Raw genomic sequence first — 21,285 nt, forward strand, 5'->3', positions numbered from 1 at the left:
AGACCGCAGACTCCCGCCCACGACCAGGACGAGCACCCCGGACAACCGTCACGCCAGCCCCTCCGACCAGCATGTTCGAAGATGGCGAAGGCTCAGTGGATGGCCCTGGCCCCCGACGCCTACGACAGGGCCATGCTGGACATGCGGCTCAGCCCGGAGACCGTCGCCATGACCCGGCGCCTGACCCGCCTGGCCCCGCTGTACGGGACGAAGATCCCGGTGCAGGCTTTGTGGCTGGACCTCGCCGTCGACCAGGGCGTGCTCCAGCTGCGCCGACCCGACGGCAGCGTCGGTCACCTGCCGGTCGCCGAGCTGGCCGGGATGATCGGTGGCCAGCGCGCGGCTGCGGACGTGCGCAGCGTTGTCCACGAGCTCCATGCCGCTGGCGGTGTCCTGGTCGAGCCCAGCGATCAGGAGGAGGTCGTGCTGAGGGTGGTCGTCGGCAAGCCGGCCAAGCCTGGCGACCCGTGGCTGTTCGGTGGGGACCTTGCCAGCGCGCTGGTGCCGAAGGTCTGCATCCCGGTGGCGCCGGGGAGCCTGCTGCCGGATGAGTTCGCCGCGCTCGCCTATCTGCGCGCTCACCTCGCCGAGGGCACCACCGGCACCGCGCACGAGTACGCCGGGTTCGAGGGCGTCGGTACCGCAGAGCGTGCCCAGGAGCTGTTCGACGCGGTTGCCCATCTCGTCGATGCCCGGGGCTGCCCGGCCTGCCCGACCGCGCACCTGTGCACCCGTGACCCGCAGGCTGAGCTGACGGCTTGACAGCGGCGGGCGGGGGCCCGGGACGACCCGGTCGGGGCGCGTCCTGGTCGACGGCAGCTGGTGGCCGCCCGCCGGGTAGGTAAGAAATTCTGACCTCCTGGCATGTTCGCGACCGAAAGATTGCAGGTCGCAGGCCTGTTCGCGGGCCTCGGGCGGGTCTAGCATTCCGGATCACGGCAGCCCCACCACCCCCTTGCCGGGCTGCTGAGCAGTCGGCCACGCCCCCGCGGTGGCCGGTGCCTTCCATGGCCGGGACCCCGGGGCGCCCCCGTCCCCGCGGTCCCGGCCGCCCGCTCGCGAGGCGATCCCGTCCGTGGTCGACGCGCCTTGACGGGGAACGGGCCTGGGCAGCGAGGCGGTGGCCCGTCAGAGGGGGATGATGCGGGTGAGGCGTACGACGTGGTTGTTCGGGTCGATGACGTATTCGCCCAGGGCCTCGCCGAGAAGGCCGCCGCCCGCACCGCAGCCGCCACCAGCGGCCAGGCCCTCGCCCGCGTCTGCAAAGCGCTCCGCGCCGGCGCCGTCCCGCTGCGCCCGACTCGCCAACCGATGACCCTCACCGGCGCCGCTTGACCAGGACCGCTCCACCACCCGCCCACCACCCGCTACCGTCGATTCTGCGGCCCGCCGTTCCGGTGGCCGTCACCACCGAGGACCAGGTGACCACCCAGCCCGACCACTGGGACTCGGCCAGGTCGACCATCCTTCACGAGCTGCGCTTCGCGGTCAGCAGGTACGGCTTGCCTGGCGACTGCGGCCTGTTCGAGCGGGACCTTGCCGCCGCCATCGCCTCCCCGATCGGAGACCGGGCTGCCGTTGCCGAGGTGATTGCCACCTACTGCCACCGCTTTGGTCCTGCGCACCGACGAGCAGGCCATGGCCTCCCTGGCCGCGCCGATCGGCAGCCAGAGTGGCGCCGGGTCGGCGAGGGGTTCGTCCGGGCGTGCGTCGTCGGCCGGTGATCGGCTGGCCCGAGCGTGGCCCCGCGGGGTCTGTCCTTCACTGGTTCGTGAGGGCCGTCCGGCGGGCCCGGGGCGGGTAGTCTCGGCTGGGTAGGAGAGGAGTGTTGTCTGAGTCAGCCCGTGCACGACGGGCTCGAGCTGATCCCCCGGCCCGAGCAGAGTCCGGCCGCGCTCAAGGCCGCCTTGGCCGTCGTGGCCGCGGACCGCCTCCCGGAGATGATCGACGGGCAGACGAGGGCCATGGCCGGGGCCATCACCACCGGTAGCGTCCAGCCGATCCGCTCGTTCGTCGCGCACTGGGCCGCCATGGTCGAGATCGAGCGGCACCCGGCCACCGCCCAGGCCTACCACCGGGCGACTACCTCGCGAACCGCGCCGCGACCGTCGCCGAGTGCCGCGAGCACGCCACCACCGTCGCCGAGCTCTACCGCGCCGCCTACGCGGCGGTGAACGCGTGACCTGAGCTGGGAGTACCTGTCCAGCGAGCAGCACGTCACCGCCGGAGCCCCGGCCCGAGTTCCTCACCGCCGTCGAAGAGCGGGCCGCCGAGCTTGTCCGGGCCGCCGAGGCGCTCTACCTGGATGGCACTACCAGGGCAGCGGTGAGCCCATGCGCTACCTCGACGTCGCCGGCGGCCTGCTCGCCTACTACGTCGTCTCGCGCCTGGAACTCGTGGTCGTCTGCCAGGTCGCACCGCCGCCGACGCCGTGACCCCCGGGCACCGTCAGGCCGGGCCGAGCCCACGCACTCGCCGCTTTGACCATCCAGCTCACAGGTGGGGTCGTTCCTCCTGTCGAGCACGAGTTGAGGCAGCCTCGGCACAGTCGGTGGTGTACCCCGGATCGTTGTTACCTGGTCCAGGGCATCGCCGTCGACCCGGTGGGCCGGTACCAGGTGATGCCCCACTCCGCGCCCCAGTCCTTGCCGGTCCAGTCGTAGGCGGGTGTCCAGAGTGGTCGGACCGGTTGAGGTCCCCACTCTTGCGGGTCCGGGCGCACCAGCAACTCATCCGCGTGGGCGTAGCCGCCGGTGAGTGCGGTCGCCACGAACTCCGCGAAGCCGCCGTCGAAACGGGCGAGCGCGCCGTCGTTGAAGTCGCAGAAGACGGCCACCGGCCACTGCTCTGGGTCCGGGCCGGTGGTCAGCCAGCAGCAGTGGTTGTGGTTGCTGTTCATGCCCCAGGGCAGTAGCCCGCCCGGGTCTGGAAAGACAGGGATGTGCTCCTGGTCCCAGAACTCATCCTCACCCTCGACCTGCTGCCGGAACTCGGTATCGGTCTCGAAGCGCCACCCCGTCAGGCCGCCCGGAGAGCCGGCTGCGTGGGAGGGCCTCGTCGGTGATCGCACGCCCCACTCGCCGTTCAGGTTCACCGCACCGTACAAGTCGACGAACGCCCGGTAGTCCGATGGCAGCTGGACCCCGAGCTCGGCCGGTGCCAACTCCCAGGGCACCCGCGCCGGGGTGTACACGGCCTCGCCCATGATCGCCCGGAGCCGGTCCCACGCCTCGGTCATCGCCCAGCCCTCTCCGGCCGTCAGCCTGTCAGAGGCTGCACTTTAGGCCACGGCTCTGGCAGGCCATTGACCTGACCGGAAGAACACGGGCGCCGGTGACTGCCCCGGGACTCCGGCCGCGCTGCGCCGGGGCGACCGGAGCCGAGACGCGCACCGTGGGCGATTCCCCGCACCGCCGGCTGAGCGACTTTCCGGGTGCCGGTGGCGCCGTGCGTCGCCAAGGCTGCCGGGATCCGGATGCAGTCCAGTGTCAGGTGTGGGTGTGGGGGACGGGTTCGCCGGTGAGGGTGTCGGTGAGGGCCCGGGTTCCGAGGGGCTGGTGCAGGACGACGGTGAGTTCGGCGATGCCGCCGTCCTCGCATCCGATGTCCGGGCCGGAGGCATCGCGGCGCCTGAGCAGCAGTCTGACCTGGTCGGCGGTCTCCAGTGCCACGAGGTCGGGCTTGTAGTCGCAGCCGCTCCAGGAGACTTCCATGGAGAGCGTGCGGTCGTCCGCCGCCACGGTGGTGTTCCTCGTGGAGGGGTCGGCGAGCTCGATGCGGCGCAGGACCGAGGCGTCACTCCGCTTGAACGGGAGCGGGTATGCAGGATCGTGCTCCCTCATGTCGCACGCCCAGGTCGTGACCGCGATCAGTCCCGCCGCGGCTAACCAGCGCCCCTTGCGCATCACCAGTTCCCCTCCCCCTTTCCCGCCGTGTCTTGGATCAGGGTAGGCCTGCCGGGCAGCGGCGCTCCGGGCAGGGGTAGTGGGTGGCGTCGACGGCGGCGCCGACGAGCTGGAGGATCGGGTGGCCCCACGTGGTGGCGGCGATCAGCACACCGAACACGACGGCGGTGAAGACGGGAGTCCTTTGAATACCCGCCTCGCTCTTCCCCCGTGGGGCTGGGGCGGATCTACGTGCAGGGTCCTAGTCTGACGACCCCCTGGGACTTTGGCCCATCGCCAGGGCCGAGGTGTGCGTCGAGTGCGATGCTCCGGAACTGTTCCTGATCAACAAGATCAACAGCACTCGCACCACCATGACACTGCGCTGCAGCAAGGACCACGAGATCGAGACCGCCATCGGCGGCTAGAAGTCCAGCAGAACTTCGACGAACAGCCACGGATCCTCTGGTCTGGACGGTGCCGCTGGCCGATCCCGCGAGGTGACGCCCCAAACCCGCACCTACAGTAACGGCGGCGATCTGCACCCACGGTGCCGAGTGCGGCACCACGATTGGCATCCCATCGTCGCCCCGCCCGCCGAACCGGCAGGGGCCAACGAACTCGGCCGCGCAGACGGCGGCGAGGAACCGAATTCGAGGTGCTATACGCCTGCGGGGGCCGAGACAGCCCGAAGGGGGTCAGCCCCCAGGGCTGCCGGGGCGCCGAAGCCCAAGGCCATCGAGCATGGCCATGCCGCCAGGCCTGCATGCCTATGCTCCGTCGTCACGTACAGTCACAGATCAGCTGGATGGCGACCGACCGGCCTCGCCCGCCCCGCCCGGGGCCGTGCCGCCCGTGCTGCCGCACCTTCGTACGCGCTCTTGGGGTGCGTAGTGCCAGCGGCACAGCGCTTGGAGGTTGTCGAGGCTGTGGTCGTCGCCCGACCGGATGTGGTCGACGTCCGTCGCTGCCTCCGTGCACCCGTCACCGTCCCGCACGGTCGCCATGCACCGCCATCCGTCACGGCGCAGCACGCGCTGTCGACGGACCGACCATTCGGCAGGTAGCCGACTCCGCCGGCTACTGGTTGACCATGCCACTACTGCCTCCTTCTGCAAATTGCCGCGCTTTAAGACCGGGTCTCGCATTAGCGGAATGTCACCACTACGAGTCAATTTCCAGCTCTAAACCCCCCTGTGAACACGGAATGTGACGGCATAGTCAAGGGGGGCGAAGCGTGGGGAGATTGACACTTGAGAGTCAAGTAGTTCCCAGTCGCCTACCACCCCATGGATGGTGCGTTCCGTACCTCGACCGCACGATGGTGCCGGAAGGTTGATTTTCCATGTCAGACTAATTCAACTGGACCCTGCGACTTGAGGCATTCCACTCCCCGGGTAGATTTATTCGACACTGGAATTTTGAGACTTTTCTTGACCCTGACCCGGTTGGGCTTGATAGCAACTTCTGGCTCGTTCCAGGGCTAGCTCGCGAGCGGCTGTATTCCTTTAAGGGGATAAGGAGGTTCGACGGAGATACTATCTGCGTCACCAGAACTGGCGGCTGATGCTTCAGCAGTTCCAGCCCGGAGATGCCCAGTTCGGCAAGGACGCAACCTTTGAGATCACTCCCGCACTGATGACTGATGACTCGTACCAGGGAGGGCTTTCCTTCCGTTCATACAACTACCCCGATCGGCATCTCCGGCATTCGAACTTTGAGATCTGGCTCCACCCGTTCGAGGATGCGTCGCAGTATCGGCAGGATGCCACGTTCCGTATCTCGGACTGGACAAAGAACGGATAGTGGGAACCTCCGGCGCGGGTGGGTCCGAGGGGTGGTCGGCGGGAGAAGCATCCGCGGCGGCGGATCGTCGACGCGATCTTCTACGTGGTGCGGACCGGGTGTGCCTGGCGGCAGTTGCCGAAGGACTTCGCTCCGCGGCCGACGGTGTACTGGTACTTCACGTGGTGGCACGACGACGGCACCGTTGAGCGCATCCATGACGCCCTGCGCGGCAAGGTCCGTGAAGCCGATGGCCGCGACGCGGAGCCGAGCGCTGGCCTGATCGACTCGCAGTCCGTCCGCACCGCCGATACCGTCCCCGCTGCCACCAGGGGCTTCGAGACGGGCAAGAAGGTGAAGAGCCGCAAGAGGTTCATCGTCACCGACACCCTCGGCCTGCTCTTGGCCGTCCACGTTGTCGCGGCGAGCATCCAGGACCGCGACGGCGCGAAGCGGCCGCTGCTGTGGATCAGGCTCGACCACCCTGGGGTGCAGAAGGTCTGGGCCGACCAGGGCTTTGCCGGCCGCCTGGTCGAGTGGGCCGCTCAGGTCCTCGGCCGTGAGCTGGAGATCGTCCGCAAGGACCCTGACCAGCGCGGCGTCCAGGTCCAGCCCCAGCGGTGGGCGGTGAAGCGCACCTCGTCGTGGCTCACCTCTCGCCGGCGCCTCGCCCGGGACTACGAGACCAGCCCCGCCCATTCGGAGACGATGATCCGCTGGGCGATGATCGGCGTCATGGTCCGCCGCCTCACCCGAGGCCGACCGGCAAGCCGACCAGGCCCACGATCGCTTTCTCGCGCTGAGGCCTGCGGGCTCAACCGCCGTGTGACCGAAGGCTCTCCGCTCACCTCATAAACGCAATCACCAACGGGTCCGACTCTGGCGCGATGTAGTCGTATGTCGGGGCCTCGACGTGGCAGTGATCGCTTGCGTCCGCCTCGGACGCGAAGTCCTCGATGTTGTCGGCGAGGAGGTCGAGAGCTTCCCGCCCTCCCCGGATCCTCAGGATCTGGTCCTCCGTGACGATCGAAGCGGTGTCGTGCTCCGGGTCCTCCCGGAACGCGATCTCGGACAGCGACCTCTCGTAGGGAAAGGGGTGCTGGTTCTCCGAGAGATCACAGCTTCCAGCCTTCCCCCGCAACAGCTGCCCGAGCGCCAGGAGCTCTCGACGCGTCCCAGAGAGCTCGAGCTCTCTGGTTTCCCCGCTGTACAGAACCTGCAACATCACATCCCCTCCGACCGACCGATCCTATCGATCACCAAGGGCGGATCGTCCTGCCAGTCCTTCGACCTCAGCCGGTCCCTATGGCTCCACGGCAGATCTCAAACGCGGTCTGCCCGTGTTCACAGCGGTCGCCGCCATCGCGGCGGTCACCGCGTTCCGGCAGGGCAGGTCGGTGCGCTGCCATGCCGAACAGGCCGCCTGACCGGGGCTGGACAACGACCTTCCCGCCGGGGCGGGCTCGGGGCAGGGGAGTGCCGTGGAGGCCGTCCCGGGAGGTGGTCGAAGGGCCGAACCGGCGCGGCGACTGTCGGCCCGGGGCCGGGTTCACCGCTGCCGGCCTGGGGCTCGCTGTCGGTGGGCGGTGCAGAATTCCGATCATGAAGCGGATGCTCACCCTGCCGATGACCATGCCCTCATCGCTGGCCATCACCCACGGCCTCGACCCGGCGGCCGGCGGGTGGGCCCCGCAGCACGCCGCGGCCACGCCGGACGGCGACACCTATGTGGTCTCCACCGTATGGCGCCCCTGGCGCGGCACGGGCGATCCGGCCGACCCCCTCCACATGCAGCTCAACCTCCGCTTCATCACCCGCTACACCCCGGACGGAACGCCCGTCGCCACCGCCGTGTTCGGAGGCCCCCGGCCGGATGGCACCCCGTCATCGATCATTCCGGACGGCAGCGGTGACACCCTGGCCGTCCTCCCCGACGGGACGGTCGCGCTCGCTCTGCGACCAGGCAGCACCCACCTGTTCTCGGCCGACCTGAGCCAGGTCCTGGCCACGTTCCCGATGCCCTGGGGCCAGGAGGAGGAGAAGGAGAGGATGGGCGATCCCTTCGCCGCGTCGATCGCCGTCACACCCTCCGGTCGGCTGCTCTGCACGACCTCGGAGTACGGCCTCAAGTGGGCCGGCGCGACCACCAACATCGTCGCCGTCTCCGATCCCGGCGCCGCGCTCGCGCCCGGCTCCAAGCCCACCCTGCGGGCCATCGCGAGCCTTCACGCGAACACCGACCGCCAGACCGACGCTGACCAGCACCCCCACGTCGTCTTCGGCGGAGTCCCGGTGTGCCGGGACAACCGCCCCTCGCCCACTCTGACCGACGTCCTGACGGACTTCACCGGCACCTCCGGCACCTTCTACGGCTACGCGGACTGCAAAGTGACCCGGCCCTCCGCCCTCGGCGACGACCTCTTCGTGGTCCCGGTTTTCGGCCGCACTTTCCGGTCGGGAAGCCGTGGCCAGGAGTTCAGCTTTGCGATCCTCGACGACCAGGGCACGCTGCGCGGCCGCCTGGAGGGCCTGCACCGCTACGACGACAGCCCCTTCACCGGCCTCGATTACACGGTCGTCGCCGACCCGCACCGCGGGCGGGCCTTCCACCTCAACCGCTACGGGTTGTTCGCCTGGAGCGCCGACGGCCAGCTGCGCTCCCGGATCTCCACCGCTGCCAAGCCCTTCACGGCCCTGAAGCAATTCGAGCTGCTGGAGTGCACCCCGGCCGGCGAGATCCTCCTCCTCCACCGCAAGCAACGCCTGCTGCTCCGCGTCCCCGTGCCGCAGGACTTCGACACCCTGCCCGCCGCCGTCGAGGCCGCTCTCAAGGCCTTCGGGACCGGGCGCCTCGCGCTGAAGAAGCAGCACGCGCCGGTCAACTGGTGCTGGCTGGACACCGCCGGGCAGGTAGTCCACCTCTGAGGGCGCGAGCCCGCCCGTCCGCGCGTGCTTCCAGGAAGGCAGGCGCGGTGCTGGCTGCCTTCCCTGCTGACGAACCGACATGACCGACGGGCCCCTTCCGTGACCATGACCGTTGCCTGCACCTTGAGCCCCGGCCCGACGCGCAGGCGTTCGCCGACCGGCTGAGCGAGCGGGTGAACCGACGCGTCGACGGCCTCGGAGAGTCCGCCAGCATGATCGACTTCGCGTTCAGCACCGCCCTCCTCGCGCTCCAGGCCCACTGCGTGGCCGACCCGGAAGGGGCCCGGCCGGGGACGTGGAAGGCCACGGTCACGGCCATGAAGCTCGGCTCGGCGCTGTTCGCCGTGACCGGCGCGCGCGAGGGTCGTCTACGCTGGGCGCCGGATGCATCACGCGACTGGCGTGCCGGAGGGGGCTGAGGGAATGCCAGGGACAACAGGGCCCAAGGGGTTCGGGGTTAACCCGCAGGATCTGCGCGACGCGGACACTGCCGCGCGGGCGGTGGCGGCGGGCATGCGGCAGGACCTGACGCAGGACTTCGGGCAGATGCCGGACCTAGGCATGCCGAACTGGCTCTTCGCGAGCCCGGCCAAGGCGGCCGTCCAGGACCTGAGCAGCCACGTCGAGCGCGTCACCACCAACATGCTGGAACACGCCGCTGGCATTCTGAGCACCATCGCGAGCTCCTACGAGACCACGGACGCGAACGCGGCCGCCTCGCTCGGCACGCCGGCTCCGGGGGGCCAGGGCTGATGGCCTACTACTGGGGGATGCTCAAAACGGCCGATCTCGGCGGCCTGAGGGCGATGACGAACGCCGTGTCCACCTTCGAGGGCCACTTCAAGACGCGGATCACGCAGTGGCAGACGGTTCAGCGGAACCTGGCCTCGTCCAGCTGGCACGGGCACGCCTCAGACGCGACCGACGGCGCCCTTCAGGAGCGTGCCAACCAGCTGTTCCTGGTTGACCGGGTGATCGAGGACCTGCGCGTGGTCCTGACGGACGCCCTCGACACCCTCCTGCTCTTGCAGGCCCGGCAGAAGACGCTCGTCGACGGCGCGGCCGCCGACGGTCTGCGGATCGTCGACGGTGACGAGAACGTCGCACCCGCGGTGGAGATCCTGCCGCCCGGCAAGGGTGATGAGGCCGCGCGGCACGACCCCGAATGGGTCAAAGCCATGGAAGCCGCCCGCGACAAGCTCGCGAAGGAGGTCGGCGACCTGTCCGGCGAGGTGAAAACCATGGACGACACCGTCACCGCAGCGCTCGGCAGGCTCGACACCACCTACCAGAGCACCGGGGACTTCACCCCGGAACGGGTCGCCGACGTCCAGAAGGACATCGACTTCCTCGACAAGGAGACGAACTTCAAATTCGGGGCGCCCCCCGGGAGTTCCTCTGGGAACCGACAGTGGTGGGACTCGCTGCCCGAATCAACGCGCCAGCAACTCCTGCACGACCACCCCGGCCAGATCGGGGCCCTGGACGGCCTGCCCTCCCAGACACGGGACCAGGCCAACCGGGCATGGCTGCCCCAGCTCCGTGAGCAGATCGCACAGGATGCCGCCTCCGCGACCCAGTCGGAGGTGCAGAAGGCGGCGCAGGCAAACCTGGCCGGCCTCGACGCACTCCAGAAGCAGATCGACACCCCCACCGTTCCGCCACAGCTCCTGCTCGACGTCGAGAATGCACGGACACAGAACACCGCGCCACGTGCCGTCATCGCCTACGGCAACCCGGACACCGCCACCAACATCGCCGCCTACGTCCCGCCGAACCCCTCACCGGCAACCCTCGCCACCGACGCCGCCACCGCACGCCGCCTGGCTGCCGACGCGGGCAAGGCCGACCCCTCCAAGCAGTCAGCGGCCATCGTCTTCACGAACATCGGTGACCCCGCAGACCCGTCGGCGGCCCGCTACGCCCTCGGAGGTCCACTGCGCGATGGCCAGACCGCGGGCACGTACAAGGGCCTGCTGGACGCGCACCAGGGCGGAAACCCCATCCTGACCGAGATCGCTGCCCGCCCGGAACAGGAAGGCCACGACGGCGGGTTCCTCATCGCCCGAACCCCCCTCAGCAACACCGCAGCCCATGGGTGGAGCTTCCAGCCGGGCGACATCGTGGCCAGCACCGCAGGCGCCCCCGACAGCCTGGCCTCCCACCACACCCTCGTCGACGCGATCGTCGGTCGCAGGTAACAGGACGAATGCAGGTTGAAGGGCAGGCGGGCGCGGCCGCCGGCCGGCGCCTGGCCGACGGCCCGCCACGCTGCATCCTGGGGTCTTCGCGTCCACGCCGATCAGCCCGCGGCGCGCGAGCTGCCCGGCCGGACGGCCAGGGGGTGTAGGGCTTCGGCCTAGCCGAGTGGCACGCGGGCGGCGGTCTCCCACTCGTACATCTGCCGGTCTCGGCCGAGGACGATAAGTTCGGCGGAGGTGATGCGGGCGGTGGCAAGGTAGGTGGTGACATCGGCGAGGGCATCGGCGGCGAGCCCGGCGGGGCCGTCGGCGCTGGAGTAGGCGACGGAGACGTGGGGCCGGAAGCCGTCCGGCGGCTCGGGGACCCCGGGCCACACGTCCGCGATGGCGGCGCGGATGGCGGCTCGGACGGCATGGACGGCATGGACGGGCTCGGCCGGGGTGACGGTGAGGAGCAGGGCCTCGGCGCTGACGATCGCGGGCCCCAACACCAGCTCGAAGGCCGGGACTTGCGAGAGGTGATGGGTGGCGGCGTCGGCGATCGCGCGCGCGTCGGCCTCGCTCACCTCGGTGGTGGAGCCGAGTCCCTGCATGGTGAGGTGAAGCCAGCGGTCCGGGACGAGGTCGAGGCTGGGGACGCCGGCCAGGGCGTGGCGGTAGTCGGCGGCGAGGCGGTGGACGTCGTCGGCGCCGTCGAAGGTCAGGTGCCAGGTGTACCAGCGGGTGCCCTGGTGCCACCCGGGGCGCCACCACCAGTGGTCGGCCATGTGCGCGGGAGTCTCATGCATCATGGTCACCGATCCAAGCACCGGTCGGGGCGGCGAGGGAGAGGGCGATTCTGGCCTCGCGGACGGCGGTCTGGCAGTGCTGCAGCTGGGTGACGGTGCCGGGCGCCTGGCGTCGGATACCCGCAGCGTGAGCACCACCTCGCTACTCCGGCGCGGTGGCGTTCGGCGAGCGGGGCGAGGCCAGGGACCGCTTCGGCGGCGGTCAGGTAGACCTCGGCGAGGGAGTCGATGGCGATCCGGTGGGCGGCGAGGTTGTGAACGCTGTTTGACGCTGACCACTGACCACCTTTAGGCGAGGCTGCCTGAGATCCAGCGCCGTGTATCACGTCTCAGCCCCGACCGCAGAGACGGTCGGGGGCTGGCGCAGCAGGTCGCGCGGGCAAGCTCAGAGGTTGGCGTGCTGCAGAAGCCTCCGGACGATGCTGCTGATGATCAGCATCCGGAAGCGTGCCTCGTCCGCACTGGACCGCCCGGGGTGCGCTCCCTCCGGGTGTGAGATGTCCCAAGCCCCCTGCAGGCCAGGGCCTGGAGGCGTGGCTGCGCGACCTGAGGGCCGCCGCCGAGCGCTGCCGCTCGGCGGCGGCCCTGACCCGTGCACCCGCACCGCCGGTCCCGCCGCGCGCGAGTGCGCAGGCCAGGAGCGGGGCCGGTGGCGCGCGGCGGGACCGGCGACCACGAGAACGGTGCGGTCAGTCGCTCACCGCACGAAGACGTACCGAGCCCGCGGTACAGAGAGGGCGAAACTCCATCATGGATCTCGGCGCGCGCTGGAAGCTGCACGGGGACGGGCGCACACCCGCGCCGGGGGCGGTCGCCCGCCCCCGACGAACGGCTCTCCTGGCCCGCACGGCAGGGCTGGGTGCCCAGCACGTGGTGGCCATGTTCGGCGCGATCTTCGTCGCTCCCGCATGACGAGAGCGATGCATGCGGGAGCGCGAAGTCACCTGGAAGTCAGATGAGTTGAGACCTCACTGGCCGCCAGTGACGATCAAGTCCCCCTCGGCAGAGACCCGTTGCAGGTCAGGCGCCGGCGGCGATCTGTCCGTAGTCGGTCCAGCTGCCGTGGCCGTCGCCGCCGTCATTGCGGAAGGCGTTGACGACACCACCGGCGCCCGTGACCAGGTAGTCGGCCCGACCATCACCGGTGATGTCGGCGAGGACCACGGCATTCTGGTCACTGGTCAGACCGATGGCGATCTGCCCGTAGTTGATCCAACCGCCGTGGCCGTCCCCGCCGTTGTTGAGGTAGGTGACGACGGAACCGTTGGGGTTGATGGCGCTGTAATCAGCGCGGCCGTCGCCGTCGATGTCGGCGAGGCGGACACGGCTGATGTCGCCGGTCAGGCCCGTGGCGATCTGACCGTAGTCGCTCCAGCCGCCACCGGTGTCACCACCACGGTTGAGGAAGGTGTGGACAGCGCCGTTGTAGTCGATCATGTTGTAGTCGGCGCGGCCGTCACCGTCGATGTCGGCGAAGCGCACGCGGCTCGCGTCGGTGGTCACACCCGTGGCGACCTGACCGATGTCCTGCCAACCGCCGTGCCCGTCACCGCCCTTGTTGAGGAACACCCGCACCGAACCATCCGGATTGACGAGGATGTAATCGGCGCGGCCATCACCGTCGAAGTCCGCGAAATGCACCCGGCTCGCGTCGGTGGTCAGACCCGTGGCGACCTGGCCGAAGTCCTGCCAACCGCCGTGCCCGTCAGTGCCCTGGTTCAGGTACACGTGCACCGGACCGTCCGGGTTGACGATCACGTAGTCCGCACGGCCGTCACCATCGAAGTCAGCCCACCGCACCCGACCCGTCCCCGCCTCCGTACCCGCCCGCGGTGCGGGCGGGCGCTGTGCGAGTCCGTCGCCGACGGCCTGGTCCAGCCCGTTGGAGAAGACGTCGCCCATCCGCACGTACCCGGTGTCGCTCGGGTGTAGGCGGTCGGCCATCTCGCCGCCCGACAGTGCCGGCGGCTCCAGGTATCGGAACTTCTTGCCGGCCAGCTTTCCGAACTGCAGCGCCTTGATGTCGGTGTTGAAGGTCCGCACGCCGTCCTGGAGACCCGATGTGGTGGGGATCAGCCCCTGCGCGAGGACCGTGACGCCCGGCCGGTCGGCGAGGATGCGCTCCGCGAGGTCCGTGAAGGCGTTCGCGGCGCGGGTGGCGGCCTGCTGCTTGTCGGGATCGGGGTCGCGGTCGAGGTCGTTGATGCCGATGTGGAGCAGGACGACGTCGGGCGTGGCCGCGGACAGCCAGCCGTCGATGCCGGCGCGGATGTCGCTGATCCGGTATCCGCTGTGGCCCTCGTTGTCCGGATCGGGGACGTTGCCCCAGTGGCCCGAGCCGACGAAGTCGACCTTGTAGCGGGACTGGGCTGCGATGTCGTTCCACAGTTGGAGGCGGTAGCCCGCAGCGGTGGAACTACCCACGCCGGCCGTGATGGAGTCGCCCAGCGGCATCACCCGGAGCACCGGGGACGGCGGCGCCGCGGCCTGCGAGGCCGGGGCGGTGGCGAGGTGGCCGGCAAGGACGGCGGCGGTGGCGAGGCCGCCGAGTATGACACGTTTCAAAGGAAGGTACCCCCGTAGTTGTGGTGAACGGTGAATAGCTGCCGGCTCAGGCGCCGGCGGCGATCTGTCCGTAGTCGGTCCAGCTGCCGTGGCCGTCGCCGCCGTCATTGCGGAAGGCGTTGACGACACCACCGGCGCCCGTGACCAGGTAGTCGGCCCGACCATCACCGGTGATGTCGGCGAGGACCACGGCATTCTGGTCACTGGTCAGACCGATGGCGATCTGCCCGTAGTTGATCCAACCGCCGTGGCCGTCCCCGCCGTTGTTGAGGTAGGTGACGACGGAACCGTTGGGGTTGATGGCGCTGTAATCAGCGCGGCCGTCGCCGTCGATGTCGGCGAGGCGGACACGGCTGATGTCGCCGGTCAGGCCCGTGGCGATCTGACCGTAGTCGCTCCAGCCGCCACCGGTGTCACCACCACGGTTGAGGAAGGTGTGGACAGCGCCGTTGTAGTCGATCATGTTGTAGTCGGCGCGGCCGTCACCGTCGATGTCGGCGAAGCGCACGCGGCTCGCGTCGGTGGTCACACCCGTGGCGACCTGACCGATGTCCTGCCAACCGCCGTGCCCGTCACCGCCCTTGTTGAGGAACACCCGCACCGAACCATCCGGATTGACGAGGATGTAATCGGCGCGGCCATCACCGTCGAAGTCCGCGAAATGCACCCGGCTCGCGTCGGTGGTCAGACCCGTGGCGACCTGGCCGAAGTCCTGCCAACCGCCGTGCCCGTCAGTGCCCTGGTTCAGGTACACGTGCACCGGACCGTCCGGGTTGACGATCACGTAGTCCGCACGGCCGTCACCATCGAAGTCAGCCCACCGCACCCGACCCGTCCCCGCCTCCGTGCCAGCCCGGGACGATCGGGTACCGCCCACGAGTTCTGCGTGCGCAATGCCGCTCTCGGGCGGCATGAACATGCCACCGGGGACGCCGGCACTGCTCGCCTGATACCTGACTCCTGCGATCTCCGGAAGGTAGACGCGCGGGGTCTCGCAGTAGCTGGCCAGGGCGCAGCTGCCGCCCTTGCCGTCAAATCCGTTCTTTCCGCTGTCGCCTGACAGTGAGATACTCGGGACGAGCGCGGTCCTCGCCAGGACGCACCTGATGGCGCCGTACGCGTAGATCTGCCCACCGCTACGACCTATCACCACACTGTTGTGGCAGTCGCTGTTGTTGATCATGTCCTTGAACGGCATGCCGTAGGCGCTGGTATCCGCAGCCGCCACGGCGCTGGAGGCGAAGATTGCCGCCACCGCTCCGGCCGCCACGAAAGCGGCCTTCCAGCTTTTCCTCATTGCGTCTCCCCGTAGTGAATGAGAAATGTGTCCGGAGCGTTCGACCGCTGGTCGTTCCATAGAAATCGGCCGAACGCATGCCATTCCGCCGGCAAAGAATCCAGCGAACCGGCGCCGCGACACGTCACGTCCGTCCGCCCGCCCGCTGATCGGCAGGTAGAGCGAGAGAAGGAGCAACTACTCCGCCGGGATGCCCCAGCGTGCACGGATTGGCAGAATCGGCTTCCCCCGTGTCGCGACGCCGAGAGCATCCCACCCAACATGTAGATACGGTAAGCGGTTTGAGTGAGATTTGAGGTTCTCTCGCAGAGAAGTCGCGATGCGATACGCAGCCCAAAGTGTTGCGTCCGGACCCCGAAGGTTGCACGTTCGTTACTCCATCGCTGCCTAGGGCCGGCTCGCGCCACTCGGCTGCGAAAGCCGAACGTAGGAGGTCGAGCGTGGCCTCATCGGGACGGTGATCACGTGTGGTTGTCACGGAAGCATGCGCGGCCGGGGAGACCGAGAACCGGGTGACGCATCCGGAGCCCTACCGGACCTTCGTCGCGGCGATCAACAACGGCAGCAGCCTTGGTCCCCCGGAGGATGGCGGTCTTCAGCCGCTGGGGTGGCTGCCGGACGTTTGGCCGGGCACGGGTCCGCGGCGCCCAGGAGAGCCGTTCCCGCTAGCCTCCGCCTTTCAGTTGGGTCCTGCTGAGCTGGGTTGATGGCGTCGGTGAGGGGTCGTGGGCGTTTGCGGCTGTGCGGGCATGCCGAGGGCCCGACGCGGCGGCCGCGTGTCTCCAAGGTCCTCGGATCGTGGGTGGGCAGCGCCGGGGTGCCGGTTCAGGTGACGGGCCGAGGACGGGCCTGCAGTCGGGCGAAGGCTGTCGCGAGGTCGTGGCGCCAGGGCCGGATGGCGGCGATCCGCAGGTGCAGGCGGCGGGCGCCGCGGGTGATGCGGGCGCCGGCGTGGAGAAGCCGGTAGCGGAGCTTCTTCGGTTCGGCGGTGGACAACTCGCCGTCCAGCGGGATGGTTTGGGTCCAGGCGAGCAGGTCGATGGCGGCCAGGGACAGCTCCAGCCAAGCGGCGTTGATCTGGGAAGCGATCGGGGCGGGCATCCGGCGTACACGACCCGCTGGGTACGGGCAGGTCCTCGACGCGGCGAATCGCCCCGACCGGTATCGGGCCGGGACCTCCTGCCCCGACGATCAGCACGGCCGCGGAGGGGGCCGTCTGGCCCTCACCCCCGAACGGCTCGGCAACCCGGTAAGCCGACGATCGCCGGGCTCGAGCCGAGGCCGAGGACGGCCACCCCACCACGGCGGCGGAAGTACTGGCCCCCGTCCGCCCCTGGCCAACCCCGTCTCGCCGAAGGCCCGGCCGCCGACCGCATTCCCGGCGAACCCCCGACCACACGGCCAGTCAGTTACCCGTGCTGTACTACGTGACCGTCCTTCGTGCACACCGTGCATCACCTCCGGAGTCCCCACTCGATGAGCGTCACCTGCCCGACATGCCGCGCGGCGGACGAAACCGTCGCCGTACACAAAGCCCTGCTGGACTCCGACCGGCCCCTCAGCCCGCCGACGCGGGAGTTGCTGTCGATGCCGCCCGAACCCGGTGGCTCGACCGGGGCCGCGATCACCCTCTTCGTGTTGGCGGGCCTCTTCGGCCTGCTGGGACTGCGCACGCTGTTCTCCGACGACGGCGGCGGCTCCGACGCCGCCTACCGGATCGGCTACCAGTACGGCCCGTTCCTCACCACCGCGATCCTGCTGGGGATCGGGCTCGCCCTCCAAGCCGACCACCGAAGCCGTCGCGGTGACACGGCTGGCCAGTGGCCGCACACCTACGAACAGTGGCTGCAACTGCAGGGGGTTTGGCGGGAGACCTGGCTGTGCCGACGCTGCAGCGTCGCCTTCCTCCCCACCGCCTCGCCCGCGGTACCCGTAGGACAGTTCCCGCAGTGGGTGGCGACCATCGCTCGCAGGGACGATCGCCCCGGAACCCCGACCACCCCGAACTGACCACCGATCGCTCCGACCCGGCACGGACGGCATACACACGGGGCCCGTGCCGCGAAGTAAGTGTCGGCGACGGTTGTAATGAGGACCACGGTCAGCGGAGCCCGCCGACTCCCGCACGCTCCCTGAACCTTGTCGCAGACAGCCCCGGTGACGAGACATCGCCCGTGGTTCGGCCGAGGCCAACCCGGCACGGTGTCTCATGGCGAGCATGACCTCGAGCTGCGGTGTCGCTGCTGGTGTTGCGGGTCAGGCAGGCGAGCATGGAGATGACGGCGCACCAGGCAAGGTGGATCTCGGCGGGGAGCCGGGAACCGCTCGAACCAGTGGCAGTTCCGGCGGGCGCGCATGCGGGCTCTACGAGAGGGCCCGTTGTCGCCACTGACGCGTGGCACGATGGCTCAAGCTCTTTGACAAGACAGATCACGCACCGACGGGCGTGCCCACTCAGCGGAACAGCAAGAAGTAAAGGGCCAGCAAAGCCGCCCCATCGCCCCAGGTCAGGAAGTGTCCTCCCCGCACCTGCGGGGGTCAGCCCCCGGACGGCGCGCTGCGCCGCCACGCCCGGGCGTCCTCCCCTCACCCGCGGGGGTCAGTCGCGTCAGGAGGTGCTTCCCCCTCCTCCTCCGGACCAGGCAGATCTTGACCCACAGCGACGCGAGACCGGCGACCGCAACCGCCGAGCCCGGCGTCTCCACGGGCTCACGCAGGAGGGGTGGCCGAACGCTCTGGTCTCTCGCGCAAGACTGTTGGCGCCCTAGATATAAAACTGCCGGACGTTGGTGACACATGGATCTCCGGCTACGACGGACTCCTGCCATGCCCCCTTCACCGCAACAGCAGCAGGACCGCCAGGCCCAGCGACGCCTGGCGGTCCTGCGACACCGCAGAGGAGGTCACCGGGAACGTCTCGCTGACCTGCCGGGAGTCGTGCCCTATGCGCTCGGCGGGTTCAGCGGCGGCGGGTTGGACGGCCTCAGCGCCGGGGCTGAGGTCCGCCGATTCCCGGGGTTTCCGCTCGGCTGCCGCTGACCGTCGTCGCTCATGCTCTCCTCCGTCTCCTCTGCCGCCGACTCCTCGTCCAGCAGCAGTCCTGTCGGCGCGAGCCGGGGCTGGCCGGGGTGGCGAGTCTCCCGCCCCCGCGCGGCCCACGAGTCCCGCGGCGTTCGGTCTCGCGCAGGCCGGTCCTTCTTCTCCACCGCGTCCTCCTCGTCGTGCTGTGAGCTCACCATCGTGGCGCCGGCCGAGCACCTGCGTTGGCCGTTCAGTCGGGCTCGTCACCCTCACGGGGCGTTGGGTCAGGACATCCAACGTGGTCGGTGATCCAGTCCGTGAGAGACGTGCGGATTTCGTCGAAACGCCCCCGCCCGTATTCGCCGCAGGCGCGGCAGTACCCACCAGCCTGACCTGGTTCCGAGTCCAGCGCGGGGATCCCACCGGCCATGCTCACCTGGCGGTCCCGGCGCCGGGGCAGCGGCACCCGACGTGGTCGGTGATCCAGTCGTAGATGCCGGTGAGCTGTCCGTCGTACGTGCCGAGGCCGTAGTCCCGGCAGTCCCGGCAGACACCACACACCCGCTCGTCGGGCGCCGGCTCGTCCTGCTCACTCACTGTTCCTCCGTCGAGTCGGTGGGGCACGCGGCGGCGCACGCCACGACGGCCCAACCGAGCGGAGCGGAGCGCTCGCCGGTGGGCGTGTAGACGTGGCCGGCCGGCACCAACTCGCCGCCTCGGCGGCGGCAGCGGATGCAGGCCTCGGCCTGCAGCTGGGCGCGCGTCGGCGGTGGCTGATGCGTTGTCACGGGCACAGCATCGGCAGGGTTTGGGACCGCCACCAGGGCCACGGTGAGTACCCACCGTGAAGCCACCGTGGCCGATACGCTCGTGACCCCACCGACTCCTCGGAGGCCACCGTGTCCGCGCCGGAATCGCTGCCCGCCCACCTGCTCGCCGACGCCACCTTCGCTGCCGCCTGCGCGGACAGACAGATCGGGCCGGTCTTCCAGGCCGTCCGCCGTGCTGGCATCGGCGCCGCCCAGATCGCTCGCCGAACCAGCCTCTCCACCAGTCGCGTCACCGAGATCATGAACGGCGGGCGGGACGTTTCGAGCATGGAGGTGATCGAGCGGATCGCTGACGGCCTTCGCATCCCTGGCAGGATGCTCGGCCTCGCCGACCGGCAGTGGGAGACCCCGGCCCTCCCCACCAGCTACGAGCCCGCCGCCGTCCCCGAGGCCTGGGAGGTGCTCGACATGCTGACCCACTCGACGGCCGGCAACGCGACCCTGAGCCGCCTGGAACAGGTGGTTACCGAGATCGCCTTCCGGTACCCGTCCACCCCGCCGGCCGAGTCGCTGCGGGCCCTGTACCGGCAGCTGGCTGGTGTGCACGCGATGCTCGGGCGCCCCCAAGCCGTCGACGCGCGCCGCCGCGGGGTACGGATACTGGCCGTCCTCTCTGGGCTCCTCGGGCTCGCCAGCCACGACCTCGGCCAGCGGGCCGCGGCCGACGGCTACTTCGCCGTCGGAACGACCGCAGCCACCGAAGGCGAGGCCGAAGACCTGGCTGCGTGGGTACTGACCATGCACTCCATCGCCGAGTACACCGCCGGGCGAAGCGGTGCTGCCGCCGAGTTGCTGCGGCAGGCGGTCGGGCGGGCGCAGGCTGCGGCGCCTCGGCGGCGTGCGTGGGTGGCGGCGAACTTCGCTCGAGCGCTTGCGGCCCGCGGCGACCGGGAAGGGGCGCGGGTGGCCATCGAGCAGGCGATGCAACTGCTCAGCGCCGCGGGCGAGCCGGTCGGCGGCCTCGACTTCTTCACCGGCCCCAGGCTCGACGGCATCGCCGGCGAGACGTATTCCCACCTCGGCGAGCGCGACGCCGCCGCTGTCCTGCTGGAGACGGCCATGAGTCGCCGAGACCCCGCAGACATCAAGGGCCGCGGGCTGATCGCGCTGGACTTGGCAGAGGTGCGCCTTAGCCAAGGAGACCTCGACGAGGCGTGCGCCACCGCGCGCGCCGCCCTCGACCTGGCGAGCACCACTATGGTCAAGCCGCTCGTCCTGCGGGCCAAGGCCCTTGAGAAGGCCCTCGCCCCGTGGGCTCGGGAGAGGCCCGTGCTGGAGCTGACCGCGTGCGTGAAAGAGTCGGAAGCGCAACTGGTTCGCGCCTAGGGAGGCTAACCATGGAGTGGGAGACGTTCGGACGCCGCAAGGTCTACGGCAGCCCGTGGGTCGAGGTCTGGCTGGACGACGTTGAGGTGCCCGGGCTCGGCCGGATCGACCACCACGTCGTCCGCTACCCCCGGGCATCGACCACCTCCGTCGTCACCAACGACCGCAGCGAGTTCCTCCTTCTCTACCGGCACCGGTTCATCACCGGTCGGTGGGGCTGGGAAGTACCCGCCGGCTGGGCCGAGCCCGGCGAGGACCCGGCCGCCGCGATCGCCCGCGAGGTCGAGGAGGAAACCGGTTGGCGCCCCGGCCGCGTCGATCTGCTGACCGAGTACGACGCAATGGCCGGCATCAGCGACGCGCACTTCCGCTGCTACCACGTCACCGGATGCACTCGCGTGAGCGAGCCGGAGGACGTCTCCGAGGCGGCCCGGGTGGAGTGGGTGCCGGAGGCCGAGGTAGTCAAACTCTTGGTGAGCGGCGAGGTCCCGGACGGCCCGTCTCACACCGCACTGTCGTACTACCTTGGCCCGCACCGGCTGTCCCGGCGTGGCTGATCGGTCTGGTCACTGAGCCTTCGCCATCTTCGAACGTGCTGGTCGGAGGGGCTGGCGTGACGGTTCTCCGGGGTGCTCGTGCTGGTCGTGGGCGGGAGTCTGCGGT

The 21,285-nt window shown here is 69.7% G+C and carries 22 protein-coding genes and 2 pseudogenes; 14 read left to right on the top strand and 10 right to left on the bottom strand.

Going from position 1 to position 21,285, the window contains the following annotated elements; all coding sequences use genetic code 11:
• Positions 1 to 81 precede the first annotated feature (81 nt).
• The 4 genes from ACZ52J_RS41630 to ACZ52J_RS41645 all read left to right on the top strand — a co-directional run bounded on the left by ACZ52J_RS41630 (position 82) and on the right by ACZ52J_RS41645 (position 2,174).
• Positions 82 to 762, top strand: coding sequence for a hypothetical protein (locus tag ACZ52J_RS41630; protein WP_465626541.1), 681 nt, complete (start codon positions 82 to 84; stop codon positions 760 to 762).
• 399 nt (positions 763 to 1,161) lie between these two features.
• The gene (locus ACZ52J_RS41635) at positions 1,162 to 1,335 is read left to right on the top strand and encodes a hypothetical protein (protein WP_465626543.1); all 174 of its coding nucleotides are present in this window, start codon (positions 1,162 to 1,164) and stop codon (positions 1,333 to 1,335) included.
• Positions 1,336 to 1,421: 86 nt separating this feature from the next.
• On the top strand, positions 1,422 to 1,724 hold the full coding sequence (locus ACZ52J_RS41640; RefSeq protein WP_465626545.1) for a hypothetical protein: 303 nt from the start codon (positions 1,422 to 1,424) through the stop codon (positions 1,722 to 1,724).
• 120 nt (positions 1,725 to 1,844) lie between these two features.
• Entirely contained in the window at positions 1,845 to 2,174 is a 330-nt protein-coding gene (locus tag ACZ52J_RS41645; RefSeq protein WP_465626547.1) for a hypothetical protein, read from the top strand.
• Between the two features lie 398 nt (positions 2,175 to 2,572).
• Here ACZ52J_RS41645 and ACZ52J_RS41650 read toward each other — a convergent pair whose 3' ends face one another.
• From ACZ52J_RS41650 to ACZ52J_RS41660, 3 genes are all read right to left on the bottom strand, one after another.
• The gene (locus ACZ52J_RS41650) at positions 2,573 to 3,238 is read right to left on the bottom strand and encodes an SMI1/KNR4 family protein (RefSeq protein WP_465626549.1); all 666 of its coding nucleotides are present in this window, start codon (positions 3,236 to 3,238) and stop codon (positions 2,573 to 2,575) included.
• Between the two features lie 250 nt (positions 3,239 to 3,488).
• Positions 3,489 to 3,842, bottom strand: a complete 354-nt coding sequence (locus tag ACZ52J_RS41655) for a hypothetical protein (protein ID WP_465626551.1) — start codon at positions 3,840 to 3,842, stop codon at positions 3,489 to 3,491.
• Between the two features lie 100 nt (positions 3,843 to 3,942).
• Positions 3,943 to 4,065 (bottom strand): hypothetical protein, encoded by a 123-nt coding sequence (locus ACZ52J_RS41660; protein WP_465626553.1) that lies wholly within the window; start codon positions 4,063 to 4,065, stop codon positions 3,943 to 3,945.
• Between the two features lie 1,361 nt (positions 4,066 to 5,426).
• On the opposite strand from ACZ52J_RS41660, the gene ACZ52J_RS41665 reads away from it, so the two are divergent.
• Both ACZ52J_RS41665 and ACZ52J_RS41670 read left to right on the top strand, forming a co-directional pair.
• On the top strand, positions 5,427 to 5,690 hold the full coding sequence (locus ACZ52J_RS41665; protein ID WP_465626583.1) for an AbfB domain-containing protein: 264 nt from the start codon (positions 5,427 to 5,429) through the stop codon (positions 5,688 to 5,690).
• 18 nt (positions 5,691 to 5,708) lie between these two features.
• The gene (locus ACZ52J_RS41670) at positions 5,709 to 6,524 is read left to right on the top strand and encodes an IS5 family transposase (protein WP_465626554.1); all 816 of its coding nucleotides are present in this window, start codon (positions 5,709 to 5,711) and stop codon (positions 6,522 to 6,524) included.
• Here the strand turns inward: ACZ52J_RS41670 and ACZ52J_RS41675 are convergent.
• Positions 6,514 to 6,894, bottom strand: coding sequence for an Imm32 family immunity protein (locus ACZ52J_RS41675; protein WP_465626556.1), 381 nt, complete (start codon positions 6,892 to 6,894; stop codon positions 6,514 to 6,516). The two genes, ACZ52J_RS41670 and ACZ52J_RS41675, sit on opposite strands and share 11 nt — an antisense overlap.
• 377 nt (positions 6,895 to 7,271) lie before the next feature.
• Here ACZ52J_RS41675 and ACZ52J_RS41680 point away from each other — a divergent pair, with 377 nt between their 5' ends.
• The 4 genes from ACZ52J_RS41680 to ACZ52J_RS41695 all read left to right on the top strand — a co-directional run bounded on the left by ACZ52J_RS41680 (position 7,272) and on the right by ACZ52J_RS41695 (position 10,795).
• Positions 7,272 to 8,594: a hypothetical protein gene (locus ACZ52J_RS41680; RefSeq protein WP_465626558.1), complete on the top strand. Its 1,323-nt coding sequence runs from the start codon at positions 7,272 to 7,274 to the stop codon at positions 8,592 to 8,594.
• A 212-nt stretch (positions 8,595 to 8,806) separates the two neighbouring features.
• Complete coding sequence (locus tag ACZ52J_RS41685; RefSeq protein ID WP_465626560.1) at positions 8,807 to 9,013, top strand: hypothetical protein; 207 nt, start codon at positions 8,807 to 8,809, stop codon at positions 9,011 to 9,013.
• 4 nt (positions 9,014 to 9,017) lie between these two features.
• Positions 9,018 to 9,347, top strand: a complete 330-nt coding sequence (locus ACZ52J_RS41690) for a hypothetical protein (protein WP_465626563.1) — start codon at positions 9,018 to 9,020, stop codon at positions 9,345 to 9,347.
• Positions 9,348 to 9,400: 53 nt separating this feature from the next.
• Positions 9,401 to 10,795, top strand: coding sequence for a hypothetical protein (locus ACZ52J_RS41695; RefSeq protein ID WP_465626565.1), 1,395 nt, complete (start codon positions 9,401 to 9,403; stop codon positions 10,793 to 10,795).
• Between the two features lie 158 nt (positions 10,796 to 10,953).
• Here ACZ52J_RS41695 and ACZ52J_RS41700 read toward each other — a convergent pair whose 3' ends face one another.
• Positions 10,954 to 11,586: a 2'-5' RNA ligase family protein gene (locus tag ACZ52J_RS41700; RefSeq protein ID WP_465626567.1), complete on the bottom strand. Its 633-nt coding sequence runs from the start codon at positions 11,584 to 11,586 to the stop codon at positions 10,954 to 10,956.
• 747 nt (positions 11,587 to 12,333) lie between these two features.
• Here ACZ52J_RS41700 and ACZ52J_RS41705 point away from each other — a divergent pair.
• Positions 12,334 to 12,489 (top strand): annotated as a pseudogene (locus ACZ52J_RS41705) (nitrate reductase); the annotation flags it as partial.
• A 114-nt stretch (positions 12,490 to 12,603) separates the two neighbouring features.
• Here the strand turns inward: ACZ52J_RS41705 and ACZ52J_RS41710 are convergent.
• The 3 genes and pseudogenes from ACZ52J_RS41710 to ACZ52J_RS41720 all read right to left on the bottom strand — a co-directional run.
• The gene (locus ACZ52J_RS41710) at positions 12,604 to 14,148 is read right to left on the bottom strand and encodes an FG-GAP-like repeat-containing protein (RefSeq protein WP_465626569.1); all 1,545 of its coding nucleotides are present in this window, start codon (positions 14,146 to 14,148) and stop codon (positions 12,604 to 12,606) included.
• Between the two features lie 46 nt (positions 14,149 to 14,194).
• Positions 14,195 to 15,445, bottom strand: a complete 1,251-nt coding sequence (locus ACZ52J_RS41715) for an FG-GAP-like repeat-containing protein (RefSeq protein WP_465626571.1) — start codon at positions 15,443 to 15,445, stop codon at positions 14,195 to 14,197.
• Between the two features lie 825 nt (positions 15,446 to 16,270).
• Positions 16,271 to 16,549, bottom strand: a pseudogene (locus ACZ52J_RS41720) (transposase); the annotation flags it as partial.
• Positions 16,550 to 16,921: 372 nt separating this feature from the next.
• Here ACZ52J_RS41720 and ACZ52J_RS41725 point away from each other — a divergent pair.
• Positions 16,922 to 17,455 (top strand): hypothetical protein, encoded by a 534-nt coding sequence (locus tag ACZ52J_RS41725; protein ID WP_465626573.1) that lies wholly within the window; start codon positions 16,922 to 16,924, stop codon positions 17,453 to 17,455.
• A 1,443-nt stretch (positions 17,456 to 18,898) separates the two neighbouring features.
• Here the strand turns inward: ACZ52J_RS41725 and ACZ52J_RS41730 are convergent.
• Together ACZ52J_RS41730 and ACZ52J_RS41735 are read right to left on the bottom strand one after the other, a co-directional pair.
• Positions 18,899 to 19,063: a hypothetical protein gene (locus tag ACZ52J_RS41730; RefSeq protein ID WP_465626575.1), complete on the bottom strand. Its 165-nt coding sequence runs from the start codon at positions 19,061 to 19,063 to the stop codon at positions 18,899 to 18,901.
• Entirely contained in the window at positions 19,060 to 19,254 is a 195-nt protein-coding gene (locus ACZ52J_RS41735) for a hypothetical protein (RefSeq protein WP_465626577.1), read from the bottom strand. Before ACZ52J_RS41735 ends, ACZ52J_RS41730 begins: the two co-directional genes overlap by 4 nt.
• A gap of 111 nt (positions 19,255 to 19,365) precedes the next feature.
• Between ACZ52J_RS41735 and ACZ52J_RS41740 the strand changes: the two genes are divergently transcribed.
• Positions 19,366 to 20,622, top strand: a complete 1,257-nt coding sequence (locus ACZ52J_RS41740; protein WP_465626579.1) for a helix-turn-helix domain-containing protein — start codon at positions 19,366 to 19,368, stop codon at positions 20,620 to 20,622.
• A gap of 11 nt (positions 20,623 to 20,633) precedes the next feature.
• Positions 20,634 to 21,179, top strand: a complete 546-nt coding sequence (locus ACZ52J_RS41745; protein WP_465626581.1) for an NUDIX hydrolase — start codon at positions 20,634 to 20,636, stop codon at positions 21,177 to 21,179.
• Positions 21,180 to 21,285: the final 106 nt, after the last annotated feature.

This window comes from Kitasatospora sp. NPDC034035, assembly GCF_055575755.1.